Source organism: Streptomyces viridochromogenes DSM 40736, from assembly GCF_000158955.1.
Taxonomy (GTDB): Bacteria; Actinomycetota; Actinomycetes; order Streptomycetales; family Streptomycetaceae; genus Streptomyces; species Streptomyces venetus.
This window is the reverse complement of record NZ_GG657757.1, coordinates 2,338,196-2,361,960: the sequence shown is the minus strand read 5'-3', so window position 1 is coordinate 2,361,960 and position 23,765 is coordinate 2,338,196. Positions and strand designations below refer to the sequence as shown.

Annotated in this window: 21 protein-coding genes, 2 pseudogenes and 1 riboswitch; of the genes and pseudogenes, 16 read left to right on the top strand and 7 right to left on the bottom strand. The window is 69.9% G+C overall.

The genetic code is table 11. The annotated features are described in order from the left end of the window. Both SSQG_RS10355 and SSQG_RS10350 read right to left on the bottom strand, forming a co-directional pair. Positions 1 to 401 (bottom strand): annotated as a pseudogene (locus SSQG_RS10355) (hypothetical protein); the annotation flags it as partial. A gap of 147 nt (positions 402 to 548) precedes the next feature. Further along, positions 549 to 759: pseudogene (locus tag SSQG_RS10350) on the bottom strand (hypothetical protein). 132 nt (positions 760 to 891) lie between these two features. Here SSQG_RS10350 and SSQG_RS10345 point away from each other — a divergent pair. Then, the gene (locus SSQG_RS10345; protein ID WP_039932308.1) at positions 892 to 1,866 is read left to right on the top strand and encodes a carbohydrate kinase family protein; all 975 of its coding nucleotides are present in this window, start codon (positions 892 to 894) and stop codon (positions 1,864 to 1,866) included. An 88-nt stretch (positions 1,867 to 1,954) separates the two neighbouring features. Here the strand turns inward: SSQG_RS10345 and SSQG_RS10340 are convergent, their stop codons facing one another. Next, a complete protein-coding gene (locus SSQG_RS10340; RefSeq protein ID WP_003989689.1) occupies positions 1,955 to 3,334 on the bottom strand; it encodes a cysteine desulfurase/sulfurtransferase TusA family protein in 1,380 nt (459 codons plus the stop codon). Between the two features lie 286 nt (positions 3,335 to 3,620). On the opposite strand from SSQG_RS10340, the gene coxB reads away from it, so the two are divergent. From coxB to SSQG_RS10320, 4 genes are all read left to right on the top strand, one after another. Continuing rightward, entirely contained in the window at positions 3,621 to 4,586 is a 966-nt protein-coding gene (gene coxB / locus SSQG_RS10335) for a cytochrome c oxidase subunit II (protein ID WP_003989688.1), read from the top strand. Further along, positions 4,583 to 6,319 carry a cytochrome c oxidase subunit I gene (gene ctaD / locus SSQG_RS10330; protein WP_003989687.1) on the top strand — a complete coding sequence of 579 codons (1,737 nt, stop codon included), beginning with the start codon at positions 4,583 to 4,585 and terminating at the stop codon, positions 6,317 to 6,319. Before coxB ends, ctaD begins: the two co-directional genes overlap by 4 nt. Next, positions 6,316 to 6,714: a cytochrome c oxidase subunit 4 gene (locus SSQG_RS10325; protein WP_003989686.1), complete on the top strand. Its 399-nt coding sequence runs from the start codon at positions 6,316 to 6,318 to the stop codon at positions 6,712 to 6,714. Before ctaD ends, SSQG_RS10325 begins: the two co-directional genes overlap by 4 nt. Before the next feature lie 131 nt (positions 6,715 to 6,845). Next, positions 6,846 to 8,102 (top strand): L,D-transpeptidase, encoded by a 1,257-nt coding sequence (locus SSQG_RS10320; protein ID WP_003989685.1) that lies wholly within the window; start codon positions 6,846 to 6,848, stop codon positions 8,100 to 8,102. A gap of 76 nt (positions 8,103 to 8,178) precedes the next feature. Here the strand turns inward: SSQG_RS10320 and SSQG_RS10315 are convergent, their stop codons facing one another. Next, the gene (locus tag SSQG_RS10315) at positions 8,179 to 8,580 is read right to left on the bottom strand and encodes a hypothetical protein (RefSeq protein WP_003989684.1); all 402 of its coding nucleotides are present in this window, start codon (positions 8,578 to 8,580) and stop codon (positions 8,179 to 8,181) included. A gap of 144 nt (positions 8,581 to 8,724) precedes the next feature. Between SSQG_RS10315 and SSQG_RS10310 the strand changes: the two genes are divergently transcribed. The 6 genes from SSQG_RS10310 to SSQG_RS10285 all read left to right on the top strand — a co-directional run bounded on the left by SSQG_RS10310 (position 8,725) and on the right by SSQG_RS10285 (position 15,820). Next, positions 8,725 to 9,345, top strand: a complete 621-nt coding sequence (locus SSQG_RS10310; protein ID WP_003989683.1) for a cytochrome c oxidase subunit 3 — start codon at positions 8,725 to 8,727, stop codon at positions 9,343 to 9,345. Positions 9,346 to 9,422: 77 nt separating this feature from the next. Continuing rightward, entirely contained in the window at positions 9,423 to 10,235 is an 813-nt protein-coding gene (locus tag SSQG_RS10305) for a c-type cytochrome (RefSeq protein ID WP_003989682.1), read from the top strand. Beyond that, positions 10,232 to 11,305 (top strand): ubiquinol-cytochrome c reductase iron-sulfur subunit, encoded by a 1,074-nt coding sequence (locus SSQG_RS10300; RefSeq protein WP_003989681.1) that lies wholly within the window; start codon positions 10,232 to 10,234, stop codon positions 11,303 to 11,305. Before SSQG_RS10305 ends, SSQG_RS10300 begins: the two co-directional genes overlap by 4 nt. Continuing rightward, positions 11,302 to 12,924 (top strand): cytochrome b, encoded by a 1,623-nt coding sequence (locus SSQG_RS10295; RefSeq protein ID WP_039932304.1) that lies wholly within the window; start codon positions 11,302 to 11,304, stop codon positions 12,922 to 12,924. The genes SSQG_RS10300 and SSQG_RS10295 overlap by 4 nt, the downstream gene beginning before the upstream one ends. A 124-nt stretch (positions 12,925 to 13,048) precedes the next feature. Then, positions 13,049 to 14,113 (top strand): anthranilate phosphoribosyltransferase, encoded by a 1,065-nt coding sequence (gene trpD / locus SSQG_RS10290; protein ID WP_003989679.1) that lies wholly within the window; start codon positions 13,049 to 13,051, stop codon positions 14,111 to 14,113. 74 nt (positions 14,114 to 14,187) lie between these two features. Further along, a riboswitch (SAM riboswitch) is annotated at positions 14,188 to 14,304 on the top strand. A gap of 148 nt (positions 14,305 to 14,452) precedes the next feature. Then, on the top strand, positions 14,453 to 15,820 hold the full coding sequence (locus SSQG_RS10285; protein WP_003989678.1) for an aminotransferase class V-fold PLP-dependent enzyme: 1,368 nt from the start codon (positions 14,453 to 14,455) through the stop codon (positions 15,818 to 15,820). A gap of 18 nt (positions 15,821 to 15,838) precedes the next feature. Here SSQG_RS10285 and SSQG_RS10280 read toward each other — a convergent pair whose 3' ends face one another. Together SSQG_RS10280 and SSQG_RS10275 are read right to left on the bottom strand one after the other, a co-directional pair. After that, positions 15,839 to 16,120 carry an Lrp/AsnC family transcriptional regulator gene (locus SSQG_RS10280; protein WP_003989677.1) on the bottom strand — a complete coding sequence of 94 codons (282 nt, stop codon included), beginning with the start codon at positions 16,118 to 16,120 and terminating at the stop codon, positions 15,839 to 15,841. After that, positions 16,117 to 16,869: a rhomboid family intramembrane serine protease gene (locus tag SSQG_RS10275; protein WP_003989676.1), complete on the bottom strand. Its 753-nt coding sequence runs from the start codon at positions 16,867 to 16,869 to the stop codon at positions 16,117 to 16,119. The genes SSQG_RS10280 and SSQG_RS10275 overlap by 4 nt, the downstream gene beginning before the upstream one ends. A gap of 159 nt (positions 16,870 to 17,028) precedes the next feature. Between SSQG_RS10275 and SSQG_RS10270 the strand changes: the two genes are divergently transcribed. From SSQG_RS10270 to SSQG_RS10250, 5 genes are all read left to right on the top strand, one after another. Beyond that, positions 17,029 to 17,268, top strand: a complete 240-nt coding sequence (locus SSQG_RS10270) for a hypothetical protein (protein WP_003989675.1) — start codon at positions 17,029 to 17,031, stop codon at positions 17,266 to 17,268. A 37-nt stretch (positions 17,269 to 17,305) separates the two neighbouring features. Then, on the top strand, positions 17,306 to 18,655 hold the full coding sequence (locus SSQG_RS10265; protein WP_003989674.1) for an NYN domain-containing protein: 1,350 nt from the start codon (positions 17,306 to 17,308) through the stop codon (positions 18,653 to 18,655). 249 nt (positions 18,656 to 18,904) lie between these two features. Then, positions 18,905 to 19,945 (top strand): C40 family peptidase, encoded by a 1,041-nt coding sequence (locus tag SSQG_RS10260; protein WP_003989673.1) that lies wholly within the window; start codon positions 18,905 to 18,907, stop codon positions 19,943 to 19,945. Positions 19,946 to 20,163: 218 nt separating this feature from the next. Further along, complete coding sequence (locus SSQG_RS10255; RefSeq protein ID WP_003989672.1) at positions 20,164 to 21,177, top strand: NlpC/P60 family protein; 1,014 nt, start codon at positions 20,164 to 20,166, stop codon at positions 21,175 to 21,177. 33 nt (positions 21,178 to 21,210) lie between these two features. Beyond that, the gene (locus SSQG_RS10250; protein ID WP_003989671.1) at positions 21,211 to 22,395 is read left to right on the top strand and encodes a hypothetical protein; all 1,185 of its coding nucleotides are present in this window, start codon (positions 21,211 to 21,213) and stop codon (positions 22,393 to 22,395) included. Positions 22,396 to 22,413: 18 nt separating this feature from the next. On the opposite strand, the gene SSQG_RS10245 is transcribed toward SSQG_RS10250, so the two are convergent. Further along, the gene (locus SSQG_RS10245) at positions 22,414 to 23,649 is read right to left on the bottom strand and encodes a glycosyltransferase family 87 protein (protein ID WP_003989670.1); all 1,236 of its coding nucleotides are present in this window, start codon (positions 23,647 to 23,649) and stop codon (positions 22,414 to 22,416) included. Positions 23,650 to 23,765: the final 116 nt, after the last annotated feature.

Below are 23,765 nucleotides of genomic sequence, written 5' to 3'. Positions count from 1 at the left end.
TCCTCCTCGGCAGCGGTGGCTTCCGGGGCGACCTCGCGAGCCGGTGCCGGTGCCGGTGCCGGTGTCTGTGCCGGCTCGGTCCGCTCCGCCTCCGCTTCGTCCCGTGCCTCGGACTCCGAGGCTTTCCGTGTCTCGGACTTCGCGGCTTCGTCCCGTGCCTCGGCCTCCGCGGCCGGTTCGGCGTCGGTCTGCCCGTCCTCGGCCGCGTCGGCCTCGGCGGCTCCGGCAGCCGCGTCGCTCTCCCCGGCCTCGGCCACCTCGGCGTCCGACGCGTCAGCCTCGGTCTCCGCAGCGGCCCCGGCGTCCGCCGAACCCGGCTCCTCGACCTCCGGGGCATCGGCGGTTCCGGCGTCGCCCGCTGCCCTGGCGTCGTCGTCGTTGTCGGGTCGCTCGGTGTTCACCGCATCGCTCCTTCGGCTGCACAGCTGTCCCATAGGGACCCTGCCCGGTCGGAATCGGGCCGCTGGTGGGTCGTATCCCGCCTCCCCTTTACGGGGGACGGCGATGGGACGCAGCGGGGGAGCGCACGGTTCCCGTAAGGGCGCCGCTCAGTCCCCGTAGTCCGACATCGCGTCGAGCAGCCGCGCCGACGCCGGCGGTACGTCCACACCGTGGATCAGGGCCGGGGACACCGGCCGGGAGGCGATCCGGTCGGGAGCCGCCCAAGTGCGGAGCCATCCGGGCACCGTCACCCGGCAGCGACGCCAGATCGCCTTCGAGATCGACCGGAGCGGGCACCTGGATCTTGAGGTTCGTCATATCGGAACCGTATGCACGTCTGACCTCACGGAGAAAGATCTACTATCGGGTAGTTTCGATGCCTTCAGAGCGGCCCCGTCCACCCGATAGCGTGAACTGTCAAGGTCCGCCTCCCTCAGGAGAGTCCACGCCGTGCGCATCGCAGTCACCGGCTCCATCGCAACCGACCACCTCATGACCTTCCCCGGTCGCTTCGCCGACCAGCTCGTAGCGGACCAACTGCACACGGTCTCGCTGTCGTTCCTGGTCGACAAGCTCGACGTCCGCCGTGGCGGTGTCGCGGCGAACATCGCGTTCGGCATGGGTCAGCTCGGCACCCGCCCGGTCCTGGTCGGCGCCGCGGGCGCGGACTTCGACGAGTACCGGGCCTGGCTCGACCGGCACGGCGTCGACACGGAGTCCGTCCGCATCTCCGACACGCTGCACACCGCCCGCTTCGTGTGCACGACCGACGCCGACCACAACCAGATCGGCTCCTTCTACACCGGCGCCATGAGCGAGGCCCGCCTCATCGAGCTGAAGACCGTCGCCGACCGCGTCGGCGGTCTCGACCTGGTCTCCATCGGCGCCGACGACCCGGAGGCCATGCTCCGCCACACCGAGGAGTGCCGCTCCCGGTCGATCCCGTTCGCCGCCGACTTCTCCCAGCAGATCGCCCGGATGGACGGCGAGGAGATCCGCATCCTGCTGGACGGGGCGACGTACCTCTTCTCCAACGAGTACGAGAAGGGCCTCATCGAGACCAAGACCGGCTGGACCGACGCCGAGATCCTGTCCCGGGTGGGCCACCGGGTGACCACCCTCGGGGCGCAGGGCGTGCGCATCGAGCGGGTCGGCGAGGACCCGATCGAGGTCGGCACGCCGGACGAGGAGCGCAAGGCCGACCCGACGGGTGTCGGCGACGCCTTCCGCGCGGGGTTCCTGTCCGGACTCGCGTGGGGTGTGTCCCTGGAGCGAGCGGCTCAGGTCGGCTGCATGCTGGCGACCCTCGTCATCGAGACGGTGGGGACGCAGGAGTACCAGCTGCGCCGAGGGCACTTCATGGAGCGGTTCACCAAGGCGTACGGGGATGAGGCCGCCGTGGAGGTCCAGGCCCATCTGGTCTGACCGCTGTCGTCCGCGGGTGCGTGGGGGGTTGTTCGCGCACCCGCGGCGGTAGCCGCACATCGACACAGCCCCGCGCCCCTGAGGTTTCTCAGCTCGCCCGGCGGATCAAGTACGCCGTTCCTCGGTCCGCCGCTTCCTCGCCCACGTACTCCTGGTTCCGCATCTCGCACCACGCCGGGATGTCCAGCCGTGCCGCCTCGTCGTCGGACAGGACCCGGACCAGTCCGCCCACCGGCACATCGCCGATGACCTTGGCGAGCTCGATGACCGGGATCGGGCACCTCTTGCCCAGAGAGTCCACGACAAGCACGTCGGCCTCCCGCACCACCGCCTCGGAGGCCGGCGCCCCCAGCTTCTCCCGTACCGCCGCGACAGCCCGGGGGAGGACCGCGAGAAACCGCTCCACGTCTTCCTCCGCCGCTCCCAGCGGCAGCGACACCCGCACGTTCCCCTCACTCAGGACACCCATCGCCCGCAGCACATGGCTCGGCGTCAGCGTGCTGCTCGTGCAGGACGATCCGGATGAAACGGAAAAACCCTCCCGGTCCAGCTCGTGCAGCAGCGCCTCCCCGTCGACGTAGAGGCAGGAGAAGGTGACGACTCCGGGAAGCCGGCGCACCGGATCGCCGACCACCTCGACGTCGGGCACCAGCTCCGGCATCCTCGCCCGGATCCGTTCCGTCAGCTCCCGCAGCCGTACGGCCTCCTCGGCCGCCTCCGCCCGTACGGCCCGGAGCGACGCGGCCGCCGCGACGACGGCCGGGATGTTCTCGAAACCGGGCGCCCGCCCCGACTCCCGCTCGTCCACCGGCCCTTGCGAGGCGAATCGCACACCTTTGCGGACCACGAGCAGTCCGACCCCGGAAGGCCCGCCCCACTTGTGCGCACTGGCCGTGAGCAACGACCAGTCCCCGTCCACCGGCCCCCACCCCAGCGACTGCGCGGCATCCACCAGCAACGGCACCCCGGCCGCCCGGCACAGGTCGGCCACCGCCGCCACCGGCTGCTCGGTCCCCACCTCGTGGTTGGCCGACTGCAGGCAGGCCAGCGCGGTGTCCGCGCGCAGGGCGGCGCCGTACGCCGCCGGATCCACCGCCCCGCCCCGGTCGACCGGCACCTGAGTGACCGTCCCACCGTCCGCCTCGTGCACCTCGGCCGAATGGAGCACCGAGGAGTGTTCGACCGCAGACACGATCAGGTGACGCCCGACCCGCCGCCGCCCGGCCAAGGCCCCCGCGACCCCCGCATGCACCGCACGGGTTCCGGACGAGGTGAACACCAGCTCGTCCACCCGGCACCCCACCGCCTCGGCGGCGGCCTCCCGCGCCGCGTCCAGCAGCATCCGAGCCCGCCGTCCCTCCCTGTACAGACGCGCGGGATCCGCCCACCCCTCATCGAGCGAGGCCAGCAGGGCCTGCCGGGCGATCGGATGAAGCGGAGCAGCGGAAGCAGCATCGAAGTAGGCCACACAGCAACGCTAGAACGTGCAGGGGAGGACACCCAAAAGGGGCGCGGAGCTGTGACATCAGCGGCTCCGCCGCGGGGCGCGACAAGCCGCAACCGATGCCGCACCCGCCAAACAAGCGAACACCCCACCCCAGTAGGCACCCCTCCTAGAGAACCCCCTAAGGGCGTCGGCTAGGGTTTGGTCCGCATAAACATCCAAACCCCTGCCCGACGCAGGGCGGCGACCGACCAGCGAGAAGGCCAGGCCGCAGCCGACCGCGCGGGCGAGACTCTCGGGAAGGCGCTACGTGAGTCCCAACGGCTCCGACCGCTCGCCGCGGCGCCCGATGCGGCGGAAGCTGCTGCAGGCACTGACCGCGGGCCTGGTCTTGGCGACAGCCACCGGTTGCTCGTACAACTGGGAAGACTTCCCCCGCCTTGGTATGCCCACCCCGACCACGGAAGAGGCTCCGCGGATCCTCTCCCTGTGGCAGGGTTCCTGGGCGGCTGCGCTCGCCGTCGGCGTGCTGGTGTGGGGTCTGATCCTGTGGAGTGCTTTCTTCCACCGGCGCAGCCGCACCAAGGTCGAAGTTCCTCCGCAGACCCGGTACAACATGCCCATCGAGGCGCTGTACACCGTGGTCCCGCTCATCATCGTCTCGGTGCTGTTCTACTTCACCGCCCGTGACGAGTCCGAGCTGCTCAGCCTCAAGAAGAAGCCCGACGTCACGGTCAACGTGGTCGGCTTCCAGTGGAGCTGGTGCTTCAACTACATCGAGCCGGTCGCCGGTTCCACCGGGGACGCGAAGACCTCGAAGGACCTGAACGCGATCCCGGACCGCTTCAAGAAGGACTTCCCGGCAGGCGCCGGCGGCGTCTACGACTGCGGCACCCCCGGTACGCGGAACCCGCAGACGGGCAACCCGGGCCCGACCCTGTGGCTGCCCAAGGGCAAGACGGTCCGCTTCGTCCTCACCTCGCGTGACGTCATCCACTCTTTCTGGGTGGTGCCGTTCCTGATGAAGCAGGACGTCATCCCGGGCCACACCAACGCCTTCGAGGTGACCCCCAACAAGGAGGGCACCTTCCTGGGCAAGTGCGCCGAGCTCTGCGGCGTCGACCACTCTCGGATGCTGTTCAACGTGAAGGTCGTCTCCCCCGAGCGCTACGAGCAGCACCTCAAGGACCTCGTGGACAAGCAGCAGAACGGTTACGTTCCTGCCGGCATCGCGCAGACGAGCCACGAGAAGAACCGGGAGACGAACAACCTGTGAGCATCCTCAACGAACCCCAGGGTGCCGCGGCAGCAGGGTCCCACTACGCGGACGAGCTGCCGGTCCGGCGCCAGAAGCGCGGCAGTGTGGTCGTCAAGTGGCTCACCACCACTGACCACAAGACGATCGGCACGCTGTACCTGGCCACGTCGTTCGCGTTCTTCGTCATCGGTGGCGTGATGGCGCTGCTGATGCGCGCCGAGCTCGCCCGGCCCGGTCTGCAGATCATGTCGAGCGAGCAGTTCAACCAGGCGTTCACGATGCACGGCACGATCATGCTGCTGATGTTCGCGACGCCGCTGTTCGCCGGTTTCGCGAACTGGATCATGCCGCTGCAGATCGGCGCGCCCGACGTGGCGTTCCCGCGGCTGAACATGTTCGCCTACTGGCTGTACCTGTTCGGCTCGCTCATCGCGGTGGGCGGCTTCCTCACCCCGCAGGGCGCGGCCGACTTCGGCTGGTTCGCCTACAGCCCGCTCTCGGACGCGGTCCGTTCCCCGGGCATCGGCGCCGACATGTGGATCATGGGTCTGGCCTTCTCCGGCTTCGGCACCATCCTCGGCTCGGTCAACTTCATCACCACGATCATCTGCATGCGCGCCCCGGGCATGACGATGTTCCGCATGCCGATCTTCGTGTGGAACGTGCTGCTGACCGGTGTCCTGGTCCTGCTCGCCTTCCCGGTCCTCGCGGCGGCGCTGTTCGCCCTGGAGGCGGACCGCAAGTTCGGTGCCCACGTCTTCGACTCCGCCAACGGCGGCGCCTTGCTGTGGCAACACCTCTTCTGGTTCTTCGGCCATCCAGAGGTGTACATCATCGCGTTGCCGTTCTTCGGCATCATCTCCGAGGTCATCCCGGTCTTCTCCCGTAAGCCGATGTTCGGTTACACGGGTCTGATCGGCGCGACCATCGCGATCGCGGGTCTGTCCGTGACGGTGTGGGCGCACCACATGTACGTCACCGGCGGTGTGCTGCTGCCGTTCTTCTCCTTCATGACCTTCCTCATCGCGGTCCCGACCGGTGTGAAGTTCTTCAACTGGATCGGCACGATGTGGAAGGGCTCGTTGTCCTTCGAGACACCGATGCTGTGGGCGACCGGCTTCCTGATCACCTTCACCTTCGGTGGTCTGACCGGTGTCATCCTGGCCTCGCCGCCGATGGACTTCCACGTCTCCGACTCGTACTTCGTGGTGGCCCACTTCCACTACGTCGTCTTCGGCACCGTGGTCTTCGCGATGTTCTCCGGCTTCCACTTCTGGTGGCCGAAGTGGACCGGCAAGATGCTGGACGAGACCCTCGGCAAGATCACCTTCTGGACGCTGTTCATCGGCTTCCACGGCACGTTCCTGGTCCAGCACTGGCTGGGCGCCGAGGGCATGCCGCGTCGTTACGCCGACTACCTGGCGGCCGACGGCTTCACCGCGCTGAACACGGTCTCGACGATCAGCTCGTTCCTGCTCGGCATGTCGATCCTGCCGTTCTTCTACAACGTGTGGAAGACGGCCAAGTACGGCAAGCCGGTCGGCGTCGACGACCCGTGGGGCTACGGCCGCTCCCTGGAGTGGGCGACCTCCTGCCCGCCGCCGCGGCACAACTTCATCACCATGCCGCGGATCCGCAGTGAATCCCCGGCGTTCGACCTGCATCACCCGGAGATCGCCGCTCTCGACCAACTCGAGAACGCCGGTCACGGCGAGAAGGCCATCGCTGGTGGCAAGGAGGCCGGCAAGTGAAGATCCAGGGCAAGATGTTCATGTGGCTGAGCGTCTTCGTCCTCGCCATGGCGGTGGTCTATGGCGTGTGGTCGAAGGAGCCGGCCGGTACCACGGCCCTCTTCCTGGCCTTCGGCCTGTGCATCATGATCGGCTTCTACCTCGGCTTCACGGCCAAGCGGGTGGACGTCGGCGCACAGGACAACAAGGAGGCGGATGTCGCGGACGACGCCGGCGAGGTCGGGTTCTTCAGCCCGCACAGCTGGCAGCCGTTCTTCCTGGGCATCGGTGGCGCTCTCGCCTTCCTGTCGGTCGCCATCGGCTGGTGGCTGATGTACTTCTCGCTGCCGGTCATCCTGGTCGCCATCTGGGGCTGGGTGTTCGAGTACTACCGCGGTGAGAGCCGCACCCAGTAACACGAGCCGAGCGCTTCAGGGCCCGGACACTCCGCAGGGAGCGTCCGGGCCCGTGCTTTTGCCGCAATGCGTGTCACCCGTTCGTAGTCTCCTGGCGTGCCACCCTTGACGCGGCTTCCTACGTTGAGGTCATGAGCCACCCAGTGATCTCCCGCCCCAGCACCGCCGTCAGCTGCACGCTGCTGGTGACAGCCCTCTGCGCGGGCGTCACCGCCTGCGGCTCCGACGGCAACCCGCTCTCCCACCGCCCCTACGACGCGGCGGACCAGATCTCCGTGAACGCCCCCTCGGAGGGCCGCAAGAAGGCCGACCCGGACAAGCCCCTGGAAGTGGTCGCCGAGGACTCCGACGGGCGCATCACGGACGTCACGGCCTATGACGCGGACGGGCGCTACGTGGCCGGCGAACTCGCCGCCGACGGCGGCCGCTGGCACAGCACCTCACCGCTCGCCGCCAACGCCAGTTACACCGTCCGGGTGAGCACCGAGGACGAGGACGGGGCGCCCGGCCGCAAGGTCCTCGCCTTCGACACCGGCAAGCCGACCACCCAGAAGCGCCTGGACGTCACCTTCGGCCCCAAGAAGGGCACCTACGGCGTCGGCCAGCCCATCACGGCCGAGCTGAGCCAGCCCGTCAAGGACAGGGCCCAGCGGGCCGTCGTCGAGAACGCGCTCAAGGTCTCCTCCACGCCCGCCGTCGACGGCGCCTGGCACTGGGTGGACGACAAGACGCTGCACTACCGCCCGAAGGACTACTGGCCCGCACAGGCCAGCGTCCAGGTCCGCAGCAACCTCGCGGGCATAAAGATCGGCGACCGGATGTGGGGCGGCAAGGCGAAGCCGCTGACGATCAGCACCGGCGACAAGCTCATAGCCGTCACGGACGCCGCGGCCCACCAGATGACCGTCTACAAGAACGACGAGGTCATACGGCAGATACCCGTCACCACGGGCAAGCCCGGCTACGACACCCGCAACGGCGTCAAGGTCGTCCTCGCCAAGGAGGGCACCGTCCGGATGACCAGCGCCAGCATCGGCTCCGCGGACTTCTACGACCTGATCGTCCACCACTCCGTCCGCGTCACCAACAGCGGCGAGTACGTCCACGCCGCCCCCTGGTCCACCGGCTCCCAGGGCTTCGCCAACGTCAGCCACGGCTGCACCGGCATGAGCACCGAGAACGCCGCCTGGTTCTACGACACCGTCCGCGAGGGCGACATCGTCCAGGTCGTGAACTCCGGCGGCGAGACGATGGCACCCTTCGGCAACGGCTTCGGCGACTGGAACCTCGACTGGGCGAAGTGGCGCACCGGCAGCGCCCTCATCGGCGGCGCCCCCGACGGCCCCACGCAGGCCGACAGAGCCCGCCTACGCCCTCAGAGCGTCTGACCGCAAGGGGCGCGGGGAACTGCGCGACCGGCCCCCACGCACCCGCACCCGCGAAGCCACGTGCGGTCCCGAGCCCCTAGGCGTTCAAAGCGGCCTTCTCCCGCAACAGGGAAGCCAGAGCCGCGGCGAACTCCACCGGCTCCACCGGCAACGTCACCGCCGCCTCCGCCCGACTCCACGTCGCCAGCCACGCGTCCTGCGGCCGCCCGATCAGCAGCAACACCGGCGGACACCGGAACACCTCGTCCTTGATCTGGCGGCAGACCCCCATCCCCCCCATGGGCACGGCCTCACCGTCCAGCACACAGACATCGATCCCACCCCGGTCCAGCTCCGTGAGCACCGCGGCCGGAGTCGCGCACTCCACGAACTCCACCACCGGAACGTCCGGAGCCGGCCGTCGGCCGGTCGCGAGCCGCACCTGCTCGCGGGTGTTGGAGTCGTCGCTGTAGACCAGCACCGTGGCGGTCGGCTGCATTGTTCCTCCGTGACGTCAGCGTCGTAAGGACAGGCCCGTGGGGCGGATGCTACTCCCTTGAACACCACGTCAACAGCGGTACGACCGGCTCAGACACTCCGAACGGCACCCCCCGGAGTGAGGGCGGGATAAGCGACCGACATAATGTCGGTCGTGGCGACAGCAACGACAGTAGAAACCGGGCACGCGCACCCGTCGGTCAATCGGCCGAACCTCACCAGCGTCGGAACCATCATCTGGTTGAGTTCCGAGCTGATGTTCTTCGCGGCCCTCTTCGCGATGTACTTCACCCTGCGATCGGTGACGGGTCCCGATCACTGGAAGGAGATGGCTGCCCATCTCAACTTCCCGTTCTCGGCGACGAACACCACCATCCTGGTGCTCTCCTCGCTCACCTGCCAGCTCGGCGTCTTCGCCGCCGAGCGCGGTGACGTGAAGAAGCTGCGGATGTGGTTCATCGTCACGTTCGTGATGGGTGCGATCTTCATCGGCGGTCAGGTCTTCGAGTACACGGAGCTGGTCAAGGACGCGGGCCTGTCCCTGTCCTCCGACCCGTACGGCTCGGTGTTCTACCTGACGACCGGCTTCCACGGCCTGCACGTGACAGGCGGTCTCATCGCCTTCCTGCTGGTCCTCGGCCGGACCTACGCGGCCAGCAGGTTCACCCACGAACAGGCGACGGCCGCGATCGTCGTGTCCTACTACTGGCACTTCGTCGACGTCGTCTGGATCGGCCTCTTCGCCACGATCTACATGATCAAGTAGCCGGGCCCGCCCGCGCGCCCGACGTGGCACGCATCCCAGAAGCATCGACGCAGAAGATCCTGACACCGGGGTAATCCGTGAAAAAGCTCTCCGCACGACGACGCCACCCGTTGGCGGCGGTCGTCGTCCTACTCCTCGCTCTGCTCTTCAGCGGGGGGCTGTACGCCGTGTTCGCACCCACGAGCAAGGCTGAGGCCGACGAAACCGCCCAGTCCCTCACCATCGAGGAGGGCAAGAAGCTCTACTCGGTCGGCTGCGCCAGTTGCCACGGCACCGGCGGTCAGGGCACCTCCGACGGGCCGAGCCTGGTGGGTGTGGGCGCCGCGGCAGTCGACTTCCAGGTGGGCACGGGCCGTATGCCGGCCGCCACCTCCCAGGGTCCGCAGGTCCCGAAGAAGAAGAACATCTACAGCCAGGCCGAGATCGACCAGCTCGCGGCCTACATCGCCTCGCTGGGCGCCGGTCCGGCCGTCCCGACGGAGGAGCAGTACGGCCCCGAGGGCGCCGACATCGCCAAGGGCGGTGAGCTGTTCCGCACCAACTGCGCGCAGTGCCACAACTTCACCGGCAAGGGCGGTGCGCTGACGCACGGCAAGTACGCGCCGACCCTTGAGGGTGTCGACCCGAAGCACATCTACGAGGCCATGCAGACCGGCCCGCAGAACATGCCGTCCTTCCCCGACACCACGCTGTCGGAGAAGAACAAGAAGGACATCATCGCGTACCTGGACGCGGTCAACAGCAGCAAGTCCGAGAGCCCCGGCGGTCTCGAGCTCGGCGGCCTCGGGCCGGTCAGCGAGGGCCTGTTCGGCTGGATCTTCGGTCTCGGCGGGCTGATCGCCGTCGCCGTGTGGGTCGCCGCCCGGACCGCAAAGGCCAAGAAGTCATGAGTAGCCAAGACATTCCAGAAGAGAACCTGCCCGCCGAACAGTCCGCAGGACATGACGAGCACGGGCACGGCGCGGTGAGCCCCGCGGACGACAAGCACCCCTTCGTCGACCCGGGCCTGCCTCCCCACGAGCCCCGGATCCAGGACATCGACGAGCGGGCCGCCAAGCGGTCCGAGCGCTCGGTCGCCCTGCTGTTCACGGTGTCGATGCTGGCCACCGTCGCCTTCATCGCCTCGTTCGTGGCGATCCCGGTCGACAAGTCGGTCTTCATCTTCCCGCTGGGCCGCATCAGCGCGCTGAACTTCGCGCTGGGCCTGACGCTCGGCATCGCCCTGTTCTGCATCGGCGCGGGCGCCGTCCACTGGGCCCGCACCCTGATGTCGGACGTGGAGATCGCCGACGAGCGGCACCCGATCGAGGCGGAGCCCGAGGTCCGCGAGAAGGTCTTCGCGGACTTCAAGCAGGGCGCCAAGGAGTCCGCGATCGGCCGCCGCAAGCTGATCCGCAACACCATGTTCGGCGCGCTCACGCTGGTGCCGCTCTCCGGCGTCGTGCTGCTGCGCGACCTCGGTCCGCTGCCCGAGGACAAGCTGCGCCACACGCTGTGGTCCAAGGGCAAGCTGCTCGTCAACATGAACACGAACGAGCCGCTGCGCCCGGCGGACGTCGCGGTCGGCTCGCTGACCTTCGCCAAGCCCGAGGGCCTGGAGGAGCACGACCACGACTTCCAGAACGAGATCGCCAAGGCCGCCCTGATGATCGTCCGGATCCAGCCGGAGAACATCAAGGACAAGCGCGAGCTCGAGTGGTCGCACCAGGGCATCGTCGCGTACTCGAAGATCTGCACCCACGTCGGCTGCCCGATCTCCCTGTACGAGCAGCAGACGCACCACGTGCTCTGCCCCTGCCACCAGTCCACCTTCGACCTCTCCGACGGTGCCCGAGTGATCTTCGGCCCCGCCGGTCACGCCCTGCCGCAGCTCCGCATCGGCGTGAACGAGGAGGGCTACCTCGAGGCGCTCAGCGACTTCGAAGAGCCCGTCGGCCCTGCTTTCTGGGAGCGCGGATGAGCACTGCACAGACACGCCGCAAGGCGCCCGCCGGAGAGCGGGTCGCCGACTGGGCCGACGGCCGCCTCGGGATCTATTCCCTGGCCAAGGCCAACATGCGCAAGATCTTCCCGGACCACTGGTCCTTCATGCTGGGTGAGATCTGCCTCTACAGCTTCATCATCATCATCCTGACGGGTGTGTATCTGACGCTGTTCTTCCACCCGTCGATGAACGAGGTGGAGTACCACGGCAGCTACGTCCCGCTCCAGGGGCAGCTGATGTCGGAGGCGTTCGCCTCCACCCTGGACATCAGCTTCGACGTCCGCGGCGGTCTGCTCATCCGGCAGATCCACCACTGGGCGGCGATCATCTTCCTCGCCGGCATGTTCGTGCACATGATGCGCGTCTTCTTCACCGGCGCGTTCCGCAAGCCGCGTGAGATCAACTGGCTGTTCGGCTTCCTGCTGTTCGTCCTCGGCATGTTCACCGGCTTCACCGGCTACTCGCTCCCGGACGACCTGCTCTCCGGCACCGGTGTCCGCTTCACGCAGGGCGCGATCCTGTCCGTGCCGATCGTCGGCACGTACATCTCGATGTTCCTGTTCGGCGGGGAGTTCCCGGGCACCGACTTCGTCGCCCGGTTCTACTCGATCCACATCCTGCTGCTGCCGGGCATCATGCTCGGGCTCGTGGTCGGCCACCTGATCCTGGTCTTCTACCACAAGCACACGCAGTTCGCGGGTCCCGGCCGGACCAACAAGAACGTCGTCGGCATGCCGCTGCTGCCGGTCTACATGGCCAAGGCCGGAGGCTTCTTCTTCCTGGTCTTCGGTTTCATCGCGGCTCTCGCCGGTCTCGCGACCATCAACCCGATCTGGGTCCTCGGCCCGTACCGGCCCGACCAGGTGTCGACCGGTGCCCAGCCCGACTGGTACATGGGCTTCGCCGAGGGTCTGATCCGCGCGATGCCGGGCTGGGAGATCAACCTCTGGGGTCACACCCTCGTCCTCGGTGTGTTCATCCCGCTGGTGGTCTTCGGTCTCTTCCTCGGCATGATCGCCCTGTACCCGTTCATCGAGTCCTGGGTCACCGGGGACAAGCGCGAGCACCACATCCTGGACCGGCCGCGCAACGCCCCGACGCGCACGGGCTTCGGTGTCGCCTGGGTCACCGCGTACATCATCATGCTGATCGGTGGTGGCAACGACATCGTCGCCACGCACTTCCACCTGTCGATCAACTCGGTCACCTGGTTCGTCCGGATCGGGTTCTTCGCCGGGCCGGTCGTCGCCTTCATCATCACCAAGCGGATCTGCCTCGGCCTGCAGCGCCGGGACAAGGAGAAGGTGCTGCACGGCCGCGAGTCGGGCATCATCAAGCGCCTGCCGCACGGTGAGTTCATCGAGGTGCACGAGCCGCTCAGCCAGGAGCAGATGTACACGCTCACCGCGCACGAGCAGTACCAGCCGGTCGAGATCGGCCCGACGGTCGACGAGAACGGTGTCGAGCGCAAGGTGAAGGGCTCCGAGAAGCTCCGCGCCAAGCTCAGCGAGTCCTACTTCGGTGAGGGCGCCCAGATCCCGAAGCCCACCGCCGAGGAGTACCGGGAGATCACGAGCGGCCACGGCCACCACTGATCACTGCTTCGCCACGCCACAGAGGGGCCCCGTCCGACGTTCGGACGGGGCCCCTCGCGGTGTCCCGGGCTGGATAGGGTGAGACCACAGCTTTTACGTGCGTACGACGACCCAGGAGCGGCTGATGAGCGCTGTGACCCCCGCTGGAGGCGACACCGCGGCGGGCCGCACCTGGCCCGCCCTGCTGAACGGCCTCCTGGACCGCCGGGACCTGACCGCCGACGACACCGCCTGGGCGATGGACCTCATCATGCGCGGCGAGGCCACGGACGCGCAGATCGCCGGATTCGTGGTGGCGCTGCGCGCCAAGGGCGAGACGGTCGAGGAGATCGCCGGGTTCGTCCGGGCGATGTACGAGCACGCGAACGTGATCGAGGTGCCGGGTCCGACCGTCGACATCGTCGGCACCGGCGGCGACGGAGCCAAGACCGTCAACATCTCCACGATGTCGGCGATCGTCATCGCCGGCACCGGCGCGAAGGTCGTCAAGCACGGCAACCGCGCGGCGTCGTCGGCGTCCGGTGCCTCGGACGTCCTGGAGAAGCTCGGGGTCAACCTGGAACTGCCGACCCCGCGGGTGGCCGCCGTCGCCGAGGAGGCAGGGATCACCTTCTGCTTCGCGGCGAAGTTCCACCCGGCCATGCGGTACGTGGGCGCCGCCCGTGGCCAGTTGGGCATCCGGACGATCTTCAACGTCCTCGGTCCGCTGACCAACCCCGCCAAGGTCCGGGCCCAGGCCGTCGGGGTCGCGGACCCGCGCATGGCACCGATCGTGGCGGGCGTCTTCGCCGAGCGCGGCCACTCGTCGTTGGTCTTCCGCGGCGACGACGGTCTCGACGAACTCACCACCACGGCCACCTCCCGGGTGTGGGTCGTCCGCGACGGCAAGGTGACCGAGGAGTCCTTCGACCCGCGCGACGTGGGCCTCGAACTGGTCCCCGTGGAGGCCCTGCGCGGCGCGGACGCCTCGTACAACGCGGAGGTCGCCCGCCGCCTGCTGGACGGCGAGACCGGCCCGGTGCGCGACGCGGTCCTGCTGAACTCGGCGGCGGCGCTGGTGGCGCTGGAGCCGGCACAGGCACCGCTGGCCGAGCAGATCGCGGCCGGGATGGCGAAGGCCGCGGAGTCGATCGACTCCGGGGCGGCCAAGCGGACGCTGGAGCGCTGGGTGGCCGCGAGCAACGCGTAGCTCAACCCGTAAGGCGTCCCGCGATCCGGACTCGGGTTGCGGGGCGCCGATCTCTTCCCGTAGGTTCCTGACCAGGTCATGAGTGACAGTCATGAGGCCCCGGCCGACTGTCCGGCAACCCTCCGTCCGTGGCGGGGTGCCCCGGGTGAAGACCGGGCCGCAGGCAGCGAGGTCTGTGGCAAGCGCGTGACGAGGAGTTTCCCGTGAACCAGCGAATGCGATAGGGCCGCAGAGCCCCGCCTCCGCACCCCCTTTTCCTTTCACCCCCGCTGGTAGCCGTACGCGTACCGCCGTACCGGCTCGCGGGCGGATTCCACCTGCCTTCACGGGAGTTCACCCATGTCTGTCTCCACCGTCGCCGCCGACCCGTCTGTTTGTGCCCCGCTGCCCGTTCTGGGACGGGACGTCACCGTGCCGCTCGTCACCGGAGGCGAGGTCACCTACGCCGCGCTCGACTACGCCGCCAGCGCCCCGGCCCTCCAGCGGGTCTGGGACGACGTCGCCGCCTACGCCCCGTACTACGGCAGCGTCCACCGTGGTGCCGGGTACCTGTCCCAGCTGTCGACCGACCTTTTCGAGAACGCCCGCCGGACGGTCTCGGAGTTCCTCGGCTGCCGGGACGGCGACCAGGTCGTCTTCACCCGGTCCACCACCGACTCCCTCAACCTGCTCGCCGAGGCGCTCCCCGCCGGCTGCCAGGTCTTCGTCTTCGAGACCGAGCACCACGCCTCGCTGCTGCCCTGGCGGAACGCCCAGGTCACCTACCTCGACGCCCCGCGCAGCCCCCGTCAGGCCGTGGAGACCCTGGAGCGCGCCCTCGCCGACCGGGAGCCCCACGGACCGGCCCTCGTCTGCGTCACCGGCGCCTCGAACGTCACCGGCGAGCTGTGGCCCGTACGGGAGCTGGCGGCGGCCGCGCACGCCCACGGCGCCCGGATCGTGCTCGACGCCGCCCAGCTGGCCCCGCACCACCCCGTGTCCGTCGCGGACCTCGACGTCGACTGGGTCGCCTTCTCCGGGCACAAGCTGTACGCGCCCTTCGGCTCCGGCGTCCTGGCCGGGCGTGCCGACTGGCTGCGCGAGGCCGAGCCGTACCTGGCGGGCGGCGGCGCCAGCCGCAAGGTCGCCCGGCGCACGGACGGGGGAGTGGACGTGGAGTGGCACGAGACCGCCGCCCGCCACGAGGCCGGCTCGCCGAACGTCATCGGCGCCTACTCCATCGCCTCCGCCTGCGCGGCACTCACCGAGGCCGGGTTCGATCAGCTGGTCGCGAGGGAGCAGTACCTGATCGAGAAGGTGCGGGCGGGCCTCGCCGAGGTGCCGGAGGTCCGGATCCTCTCCCTCTTCGGTGACGACGCCCCGCGCGTCGGTGTGCTCTCCTTCGTCGTCGAGGGCTGGAACAGCTCCCACTTCGCCGCCGCCCTCTCCGCCGAGTACGGCATCGGGGTGCGGGACGGGCTCTTCTGCGCCCACCCCCTCCTGCGGACGCTGCTGGGCAGCGACCCGCAGACCCAGGGCGAGTGCGGCGCACCGGAGGCGGCCCCCGGCGAGAAGTCCCTCAACGCGATCCGCGTGAGCTTCGGCGCGGGCACGCCCGACGAGCACGTCGACCGGTTCGTCGACGCCGTGCGGGAGCTGGTCCGGGACGGCGCGCGGTGGAACTACCGCACCGAGGACGGCCGTTGCGTCCCGGACACGTCGGCCTGAGCCGGCAGCGAGGCGGCCCTAGCTGTCCAGCCCGATCGAGAACGCCGCCTCCAGGTCGTGCTGCGAGTAGGTACGGAACGCCACGTGCGTGTCCGTGCCCTCGACGCCGGGGATCTTGCTGATCCGGCCGGGGATGACCTCGGCCAGGTCCTCGTGCTGCCGTACCCGGACCATCGCGATGAGGTCGTAGGTGCCGGTGACGGAGAAGACCTCGCTGACGCTGTCCAGCGCGGCGATCGACTCCGCGATCTCGGGGATCCGGTCCACGCTGGTCTTGATGAGGACGATCGCGGTGATCACGGCTTGTTCTCTCCCTCGGAGGCCGGAGCAGGGGCGGCCTTCACTCTAGTGGGGCTGGTCGGGCGGCCGTAGCGGACCGACGCGTAGCCGAAGCCCAGACCGAATCCGATCAGGTGGGCGAGGTAGGCCACGCCCGGGCCGTCCGAGGCCCGCCCCGCCGCCAGCCACTGCAGCGCCGCCCAGAAGGGCAGCACCACCCAGGCCGGGAAGCGCACCGGCAGAAAGAAGAGAAACGGCAGGAGACTGGTCACCCGGGCCCTGGGGAACAGGTACAGGAACGCACCGAGGACCGCCGAGATCGCCCCCGACGCCCCCACCAGGGACTGTTCGGAGTCCGCGTTGGCGACGGCGTAGCCCAGCAGGGCCAGGTAGCCACAACCGACGTAGAACAGGGTGAACTGAACCCGGCCCATCCGCTCCTCGGTCATCGCCCCGAAGACGTAGAGGAAGAGCATGTTGCCGAGCAGGTGCACCCAGCTGCCGTGGACGAAGAGCGCGGTCGCGGGGGTCAGTGCCGATACGGCGGACCCTTCGAACAGTTCTGCGGGAATCACGCCCCAGCGCCGGAAACAGGCCCGCTGCGCGGCGAGCAGGTCGTCGCCCGTGCCGTAGACCGGGTTGAGGCCCGCGGCGGGTCCGGCCAGGAAGAGCACGCAGCACAGGGTGATCAGTGAGTACGTCACCGGCGCCGACGACCCCCTGACCGATCGACCGGCCCGGACGAGCGGCGCACTCCACTTGCTGATCATGGATACAGAGCATGACGTAACCGGACGCAACAGCCCAGACCGCCTCGCCGCCGTGGACGCGTGGGCGGCGACGACCCGGCAGGCCGTAGGGTTACGAGCCACACGCGCCGGGGATGCCGGTGGCGTCACGGACACTAGAAGGAAAGAGAACAGGTCACGATGACGGTTCCCCTGCCGACCGCCGAGACGCGGTGGCGCTGCACCCTCTGCGGCAACCTCACGCGGTTCGACGTGACCCGCTCGTCGAAGGTCGTCGAGTACGTCCACCTCGACCTGGCCGGAGAGCCGAAGGTCGAGGAGCGCGAGGTGCTCAGTGAGACCATCGAGTCGGTGCGCTGCCGCTGGTGCAACGCGGTGGACCAGGTGGAACTCGTGGACAGGCCGGGCGCCGGCTCCTGAGGGGAGCTGGCCCCGCACAGGCATTGGGGTGTGACGGATGGCGGAGACCACAGGCGGGGGGCCGGGCGACGGCGCCGCTGAGGTGCTCGACCGTCCGCTGCCCGACGGCGTGCGTCGCAGGGTCGTGCAGATCGTCTCCGACGGCTTCGGCTCGCTGACGGTCGGCGAGCTGCCCGCGCAGCTGAGGCAGTACGCCCGGTTCGCCCCGAACCGGCGGGCCAAGTTCGCCGGCAACGCCATGGCCGCGGCGCTGGAGACCGACCCGCTGTTCCGCCAGCGCATCGGGGAGAAGCTCAGAGAGGCCCAGCCGGAAGTCGCCGGCGCCCTCGACTCAGGTTCCCCGCCCCCGGCCGCGGACCCGCTCGACGTGGCGGCCGCGGCCTACGTACTGCGGCCCCTCGGCTGGGTGAAGCTGGTGACCGCCGCCGGCGAGGAGGCCCAGCGGGCCGACGCCGAGCGCGCCGACGAGGAGAGCCGGGCCGAGCTGGAGCGGCTGCGCGCCGAGCTGGAGCGGGCCCGCGACCACACCAGGGCCGAGACCGAGCGGCTGCGCGCGGAGCTGGATTCGGCCAAGAAGGAGACCGAGGCGCTGCAGCGCAAGCTCCGCGCCGCCGTCAGCGACGTCAAGCGCGGCGAGGCCGCCCTGCGCAAGGCGCAGGGCGAGACCGAGGCCGTACGCGCCGAGGGGCAAGCCCAGGTGTCCGCCGCCGAGAGCGAGACCCGGCGGCTCAAGGCCCGGCTGGGGGAGACCGAGGCCGCTCTGGAGGCCACGCGGCGGGCGGCGCGCGAGGGACGCAGCGTCGAGGACATGCGGGTGCGGCTGCTGCTGGACACCCTGCTCGACGCGACCCAGGGGCTCCGGCGCGAACTGGCACTGCCGCCGGTGTCGGTGCGGCCCGCCGAGACCGTGGACGCCGTCGAGCCGGGCCGGATGACCCCGAAGGACATCGCCGCCCGCGCGCTCTCCGAGAACGACCCGCAGGTCCTCGACCAGCTGCTGGCGCTGCCGCAGGCGCACCTCGTCGTCGACGGTTACAACGTCACCAAAACGGGTTATCCGCAGATGCCACTGGAGAAGCAGCGGCTCCGGCTGCTCGGGCAGCTCTCGCAGCTGGCGGCGCAGAGCGGCGCCGAGGTGACGTGTGTCTTCGACGGGGCCGAACTGGCCGCACCGGTGCTGCTGGCGCCGCCCCGCGGGGTCCGGGTGCTCTTCTCGAAGCCGGGTGTCACCGCCGACGAGCTGATCCGTCAGCTGGTGCGCGCCGAACCCCCGGGCAGGCCCGTCATCGTGGCCTCGACGGACCGCGAGGTCGCCGACGGCGTGGCCCGGGCGGGCGCCCGCCCCGTGGCCTCGGCGATGCTCCTCAAGCGCCTTTCGCGAGCCTAGGGACCGTACGGGCGATGCGTAACCTCCGGGCGTGATGCCCCGATTGGTGAGGCCTGTGGGCCACGTTGCGTCAAGTGGGCCTCACGGCCCGTGAGTCCAGGGGAAATGTTGGCTCACTGTGACGCAATTTTTCATCTGAGGATTTGAACTGATCACAGGAAGGTCACTAGGGTCAGGCCCCGAACCTCCTGCTCGGGTGATCGCTCATCGGGAGCGACGGCGGAGGGGCCAAGAAGGAGCTAGTCACCCGTGGCGTCCCACCGTCGTCCGAAGCAGCCGAGCCGCGCACGTGTGACCGTGCTGACCACCGCCGCTGCCGCTGCCGTCGCCTTCAGCTCGCAGGCCGCGAATGCCGCACCCAGCGAGAAGCCGAGCAAGGACGAGGTCAAGACCAAGGTCGACAAGCTCTACGAAGAGGCGGAGCAGGCCACCGAGAAGTACAACGGGGCCAAGGAGAAGCAGGAGAAGCTCCAGAAGGAGATCTCCACCATCCAGGACAACGTCGCCCGCGGCCAGGAGGAGCTCAACGAGCTGCGCGACAGCCTGGGCCTCGCGGCCGCGTCGCAGTACCGCACCGGCTCCATCGACCCGTCCGTCCAGCTCTTCCTCTCCTCTGACCCGGACAGCTACCTCGACAAGGCCTCCACGCTCGACCAGTTGAGCAGCCAGCAGGTCGAGGCGCTGAAGAAGGTCCAGGAGAAGCAGCGCGAACTCGCCCAGGACCGCGCCGAGGCCTCCGAGAAGCTCAAGGACCTCGCCTCCACCCGCGCCGAGCTCGGCAAGAAGAAGACGGAAGTCCAGGGCAAGCTCTCCTCCGCGCAGAAGCTGCTCAACAGCCTCACCGCCGCCGAGAAGCAGCAGCTCGCCGCCGAGCAGAGCCGCGCCAGCCGCGACAGCGAGCGCGACGCCCTCGACGGCAACGTCCCGCCGGGCTCCGGCCGGGCCGCCGCGGCCTACGCCTTCGCGCAGAGCCAGCTCGGCAAGCCCTACGTCTACGGCGCCACCGGCACGAGCTCCTACGACTGCTCCGGCCTCACCTCCCGGGCGTACGCCGCGGCCGGCGTGCAGATCCCGCGCACCTCCGAGGCGCAGGCCCAGATCGGCACCAAGATCTACTCGACCAGCCAGCTCAAGGCCGGCGACCTCGTCTTCTTCTTCAACGACCTGCACCACGTGGGCCTCTACGCCGGCAACGGGCAGATCATCCACGCCCCCCGCACCGGCACGGTCGTCCGCTACGAGTCGATGGACACCATCGGCGGCCCGTTCATGTTCGGCGTCCGCGTCTGACCAACCGAACCGGTCCCCGGAGTCCTCAAGATCAGGACACCGTGTCCGCCGTTCGGGCGAATCACGCCGACCTCACCTGAGGCCACGCCCCGCCAGTGACCTGCGTCAGTGGCGGGGCGTCGCGCCGCGTACCCACGGATGGTCGTTGGCGGTCCCCCGCCGCGGGGCTACTGTCTGCCGCGTTTCCATGTCCGCCAGCGGAAGGAGAGCGGCTTCCCGTGGTGTCCCATCGCCGCCTTGCACCGTCCGGGTTCGACCGTGGCGCCAGTGCCGCGGTCAGCATCCTGTCCGTCGCGGCCACCGCGCTTTGCGCGGTACCGTCCGCGGCCGCACCGCACGACGACACCCGGGCCGAGGTGGACCGCCTCTACGAGCAGGCCGAGAAGGCGACCGAGGCCTACAACAAGGCCGACGAGCGCGCCGACGCCCTGCGCGAGGAGACCGGCACCGCCCGGGACCGGATCGCCCGGCAGCAGCAGCGCATCAACTCCATGCGGGAGTCGCTCGGTTCGCTGGCCGGCGCCCAGTACCGGTCGGGCGGCCTCGACCCGACCCTCGCCCTGTTGCTCTCCGACGACCCCGGCGAGTACCTCGACAGGGCCTCCAGGCTCGACCGGCTCACCGCCCACCAGGCCGGTGAGCTGAGGAAGCTCCAGGAGGCCATGCGCGAACTCGCCCAGGACCGCGAGGAGACGGCGGGCAAGCTCCGCGAGCTGGAGAAGAGCCGCAAGGCCGTCTCCGCCCGCAAGAAGACCGTCGAGCGGAAGCTCGCCGCGGCCCGGCTGCTGCTCAACTCCCTGCCGGAGTCCGAGCGCGAGGCCTACGGCCGTGCCTCCCGCTCCGGCCGGTACGGCATGCCCTGGCTCGGGGACGACGCCGCCGCCTCGGCACGCGGGGCCGCCGCCGTCGCGGCCGCCCGTGCCGCCCTCGGCCGGCCCTACGTCTGGGGCGCCAACGGCCCCTCCGGCTTCGACTGTTCGGGCCTGATGCAGTGGTCGTACGCGCAGGCCGGGGTCGCCATTCCGCGCACCTCGCAGGCCCAGCGGTACGCTGGCCGGCAGGTCCCGCTGTCCGAGGCGCGCCCCGGCGACCTGGTCCTCTACCGGGGCGACGCGAGCCATGTCGGGATGTACATGGGCAACGGCCAGGTGATCCACGCGCCCTACCCCGGGGCACCCGTGCGCTACGACCCGGTCGGGATGATGCCCATCTCGTCGGTGACCAGGGTCTGACCGGCGCGGCCCGGCGCCCGTACGATCGGGAAGATGGCTGGTCGAAGGTCGGGATCCCCGGTGGTGGCGCTCGTTCTGCTGCTCGTCTTCCTGACCGGATGCGGCGGCCGGTCCGCCGCGGACCCCGCGACCGCCGACGTCCAGCGGCTCCTCGACCGCCGGGCCACCGCGGTCCTCGACCACGACGAGCGGGCCTACGCGCGGACGGGCGGGGGACCGGAGTACGCCGATCTGCGCGCGGTGCCGCTGGCCGACTGGTCGTACCGCGTGACCGGTCTGCGCCGCACCGGTCACACGGCCACCGCCGACGCCGAACTGCGCTACCGCGTCGCCGGGTACGACCCGGCTCCGGTGACCGCCGGCCGCACCCTGCGGCTGAGCCGTGACGCGGACGGGCGGTGGTCCGTCGACTCCGACCGGCCCGCGAAGAAGTCCGCACAGCAGCTGTGGGACCAGGGGGCGGTGCAGGCCGTCCGCGGCGAGCACAGCCTCGTCCTCGGCGTCGGGCAGTCCGGCCGGTCGCTGCGGGACTACGCGGAGCTGGCCGACCGCGCGGTGCCCGAGGTGTCGCGGGTGTGGGGCACGGACTGGGGCCGGCGTCTCGTCGTCCTCGTACCGAAGTCACTGGAGGGGATGGCGGGGCTGCTCGGCTCGCCCGCCTCCTCCTACCGGGGGATCGCGGCGGTCACCACCGGCGAGACGGGCGCATCGGCACCGTCCGCGGCGGACCGCGTCATCGTCAACCCGGACGCCTTCGCCCTCCTCGGCGGTCTCGGTGAGCAGGTGGTCGCCACCCACGAGACGACCCATGTCGCGACCCGCCGGCACACCACCGCCGCCACCCCCCTCTGGCTGTCCGAGGGGTACGCCGACTGGGTCGGCTACCGCGCCACCGGCCGCACCCCGCGCGAGGCCGCCCCCGAACTGTCCCGCGCGGTCACGCGGGGCCGGATCCCGACCGGCCTCCCGGACGACGAGGAGTTCGCCTTCACCGGCGACGCGAGCCGCCTGGCCCGCGCCTACGAGAGCGGCTGGACGGCCTGCCGGCTCATCGCCGACCGCTGGGGCGAGTCCCGGCTGGGCGACTTCTACCGGGCCGTCGGGGAGCACCAGAAGCGGGCCGGTGCGGTGGAGGACGTAATGCGGGAGGTGCTCGGGGTGACGCGGGAGGAGTTCATCGGGCTGTGGCAGGAGTACCTGCGGGAGCAGCTGGGCTGAGGGTGTGCGGGCTCCCGCTCAGGAGGTGACCGGGGTCTCGTCGGTGTGGGCGGGCTGAGCGGGCTCGGGCGTGGGGAGCGTGCGCGGTACCGTCGCGCGCCACAGGGTGCGGGCCGCGAGGAGCGTGGCGACCACCAGGAGGCCGTTGCGGAGGAACAGCAGGGTGAGGCCGAGGCCGTCGCTGGCCACCACGTTGGCGAAGTAGAGCGGGAACTCCAGGACCGTCACGAAGCAGGCCAGCAGGACCAGCACGACCGGCGCCCGCATGCGGCTCGCCGGGAAGTACAGGCACACCGCGGCCAGCCCGACCAGCCACACCATGTACTGGGGGCTGATCACGCGGCTGGTGGTGGTGAACATCAGCACCGCCACGAAGGCCGCGTCGGCGACCGTGTGCTCCTCGAAGCGCCGGGCCAGCAGCCGCCACAGCACCAGCCAGCCGAAGGCCGCCCCCGTCAGGAACAGCGCGCCCGTGCTCACCTCGCTCACGTACGGCCCGAGGAACTCGATCGAGCCGTAGTTCAGCCGCACCTCGCCCTGCCAGCCGAAGTGCCGGGCGACGTGGAAGACCAGCGCGCCCAGCGACTCCACCTCGGTGCCCCGGTCGCGCTGGGAGGTCAGGAAGGCGAACCCGCCCGGCATGAACAGGGCGAATCCGCCCGCGATCGTGGCGCCCGTCACCAGCGCCGACACCCAGGTGGCGCGTCGGCGGGCGGCCAGGAGGAGCATGGCCGGCCAGACCTTCAGCAGGGCGCCGAACGCGGCCAGCGCCCCCATCGCCCTGGGGTGCCGGGCGCCCGCGAGCAGCGCGGCGACCGTCACGGCCGTGACCATCACGTCGTAGCGCGCGTACACCGTCGGCCCGAGCAGGGGCACGCCCACGCCCCACACCCAGGCGCCGCGCAGCGACCTGCCGGGGCGCCGGCCCGCGTACGCCAGCAGGGCCAGGACGGCCAGGTCCGTGACGCAGACCAGGACGAAGAAGGCGGTCGCGTAGTCCAGGAGGGGCAGCAGACCGGGGGAGAGGATGGCCAGCGCGGCGGCGGGCGGGTACTGCCAGGTGACGTCGTGCTGGGGGAACGTCCCGGTCCGCAGGGTGCCGTACCAGCCCTGGTAGATCACGGACACGTCGCTCGTCACGTCCGGGCCGGGGAAGACGAACACCTTCAGCACGAACAGCAGCAGCACCAGCCTCGTGAGGCTCCAGGTCACCAGCAGCCATGCCAGGGACCGCCTCGCGCCCGTCGTCCTCACCTGATCCCTGCCCCGTCCGTGCCGTGCCGAAGGAGCCATGATGGCCCTGACAGCTGTGAGCGTGCCATATGTGCCGGGGCGAACGGCCGAGAGATGCGGTTCGGTAGGGTCGGCGG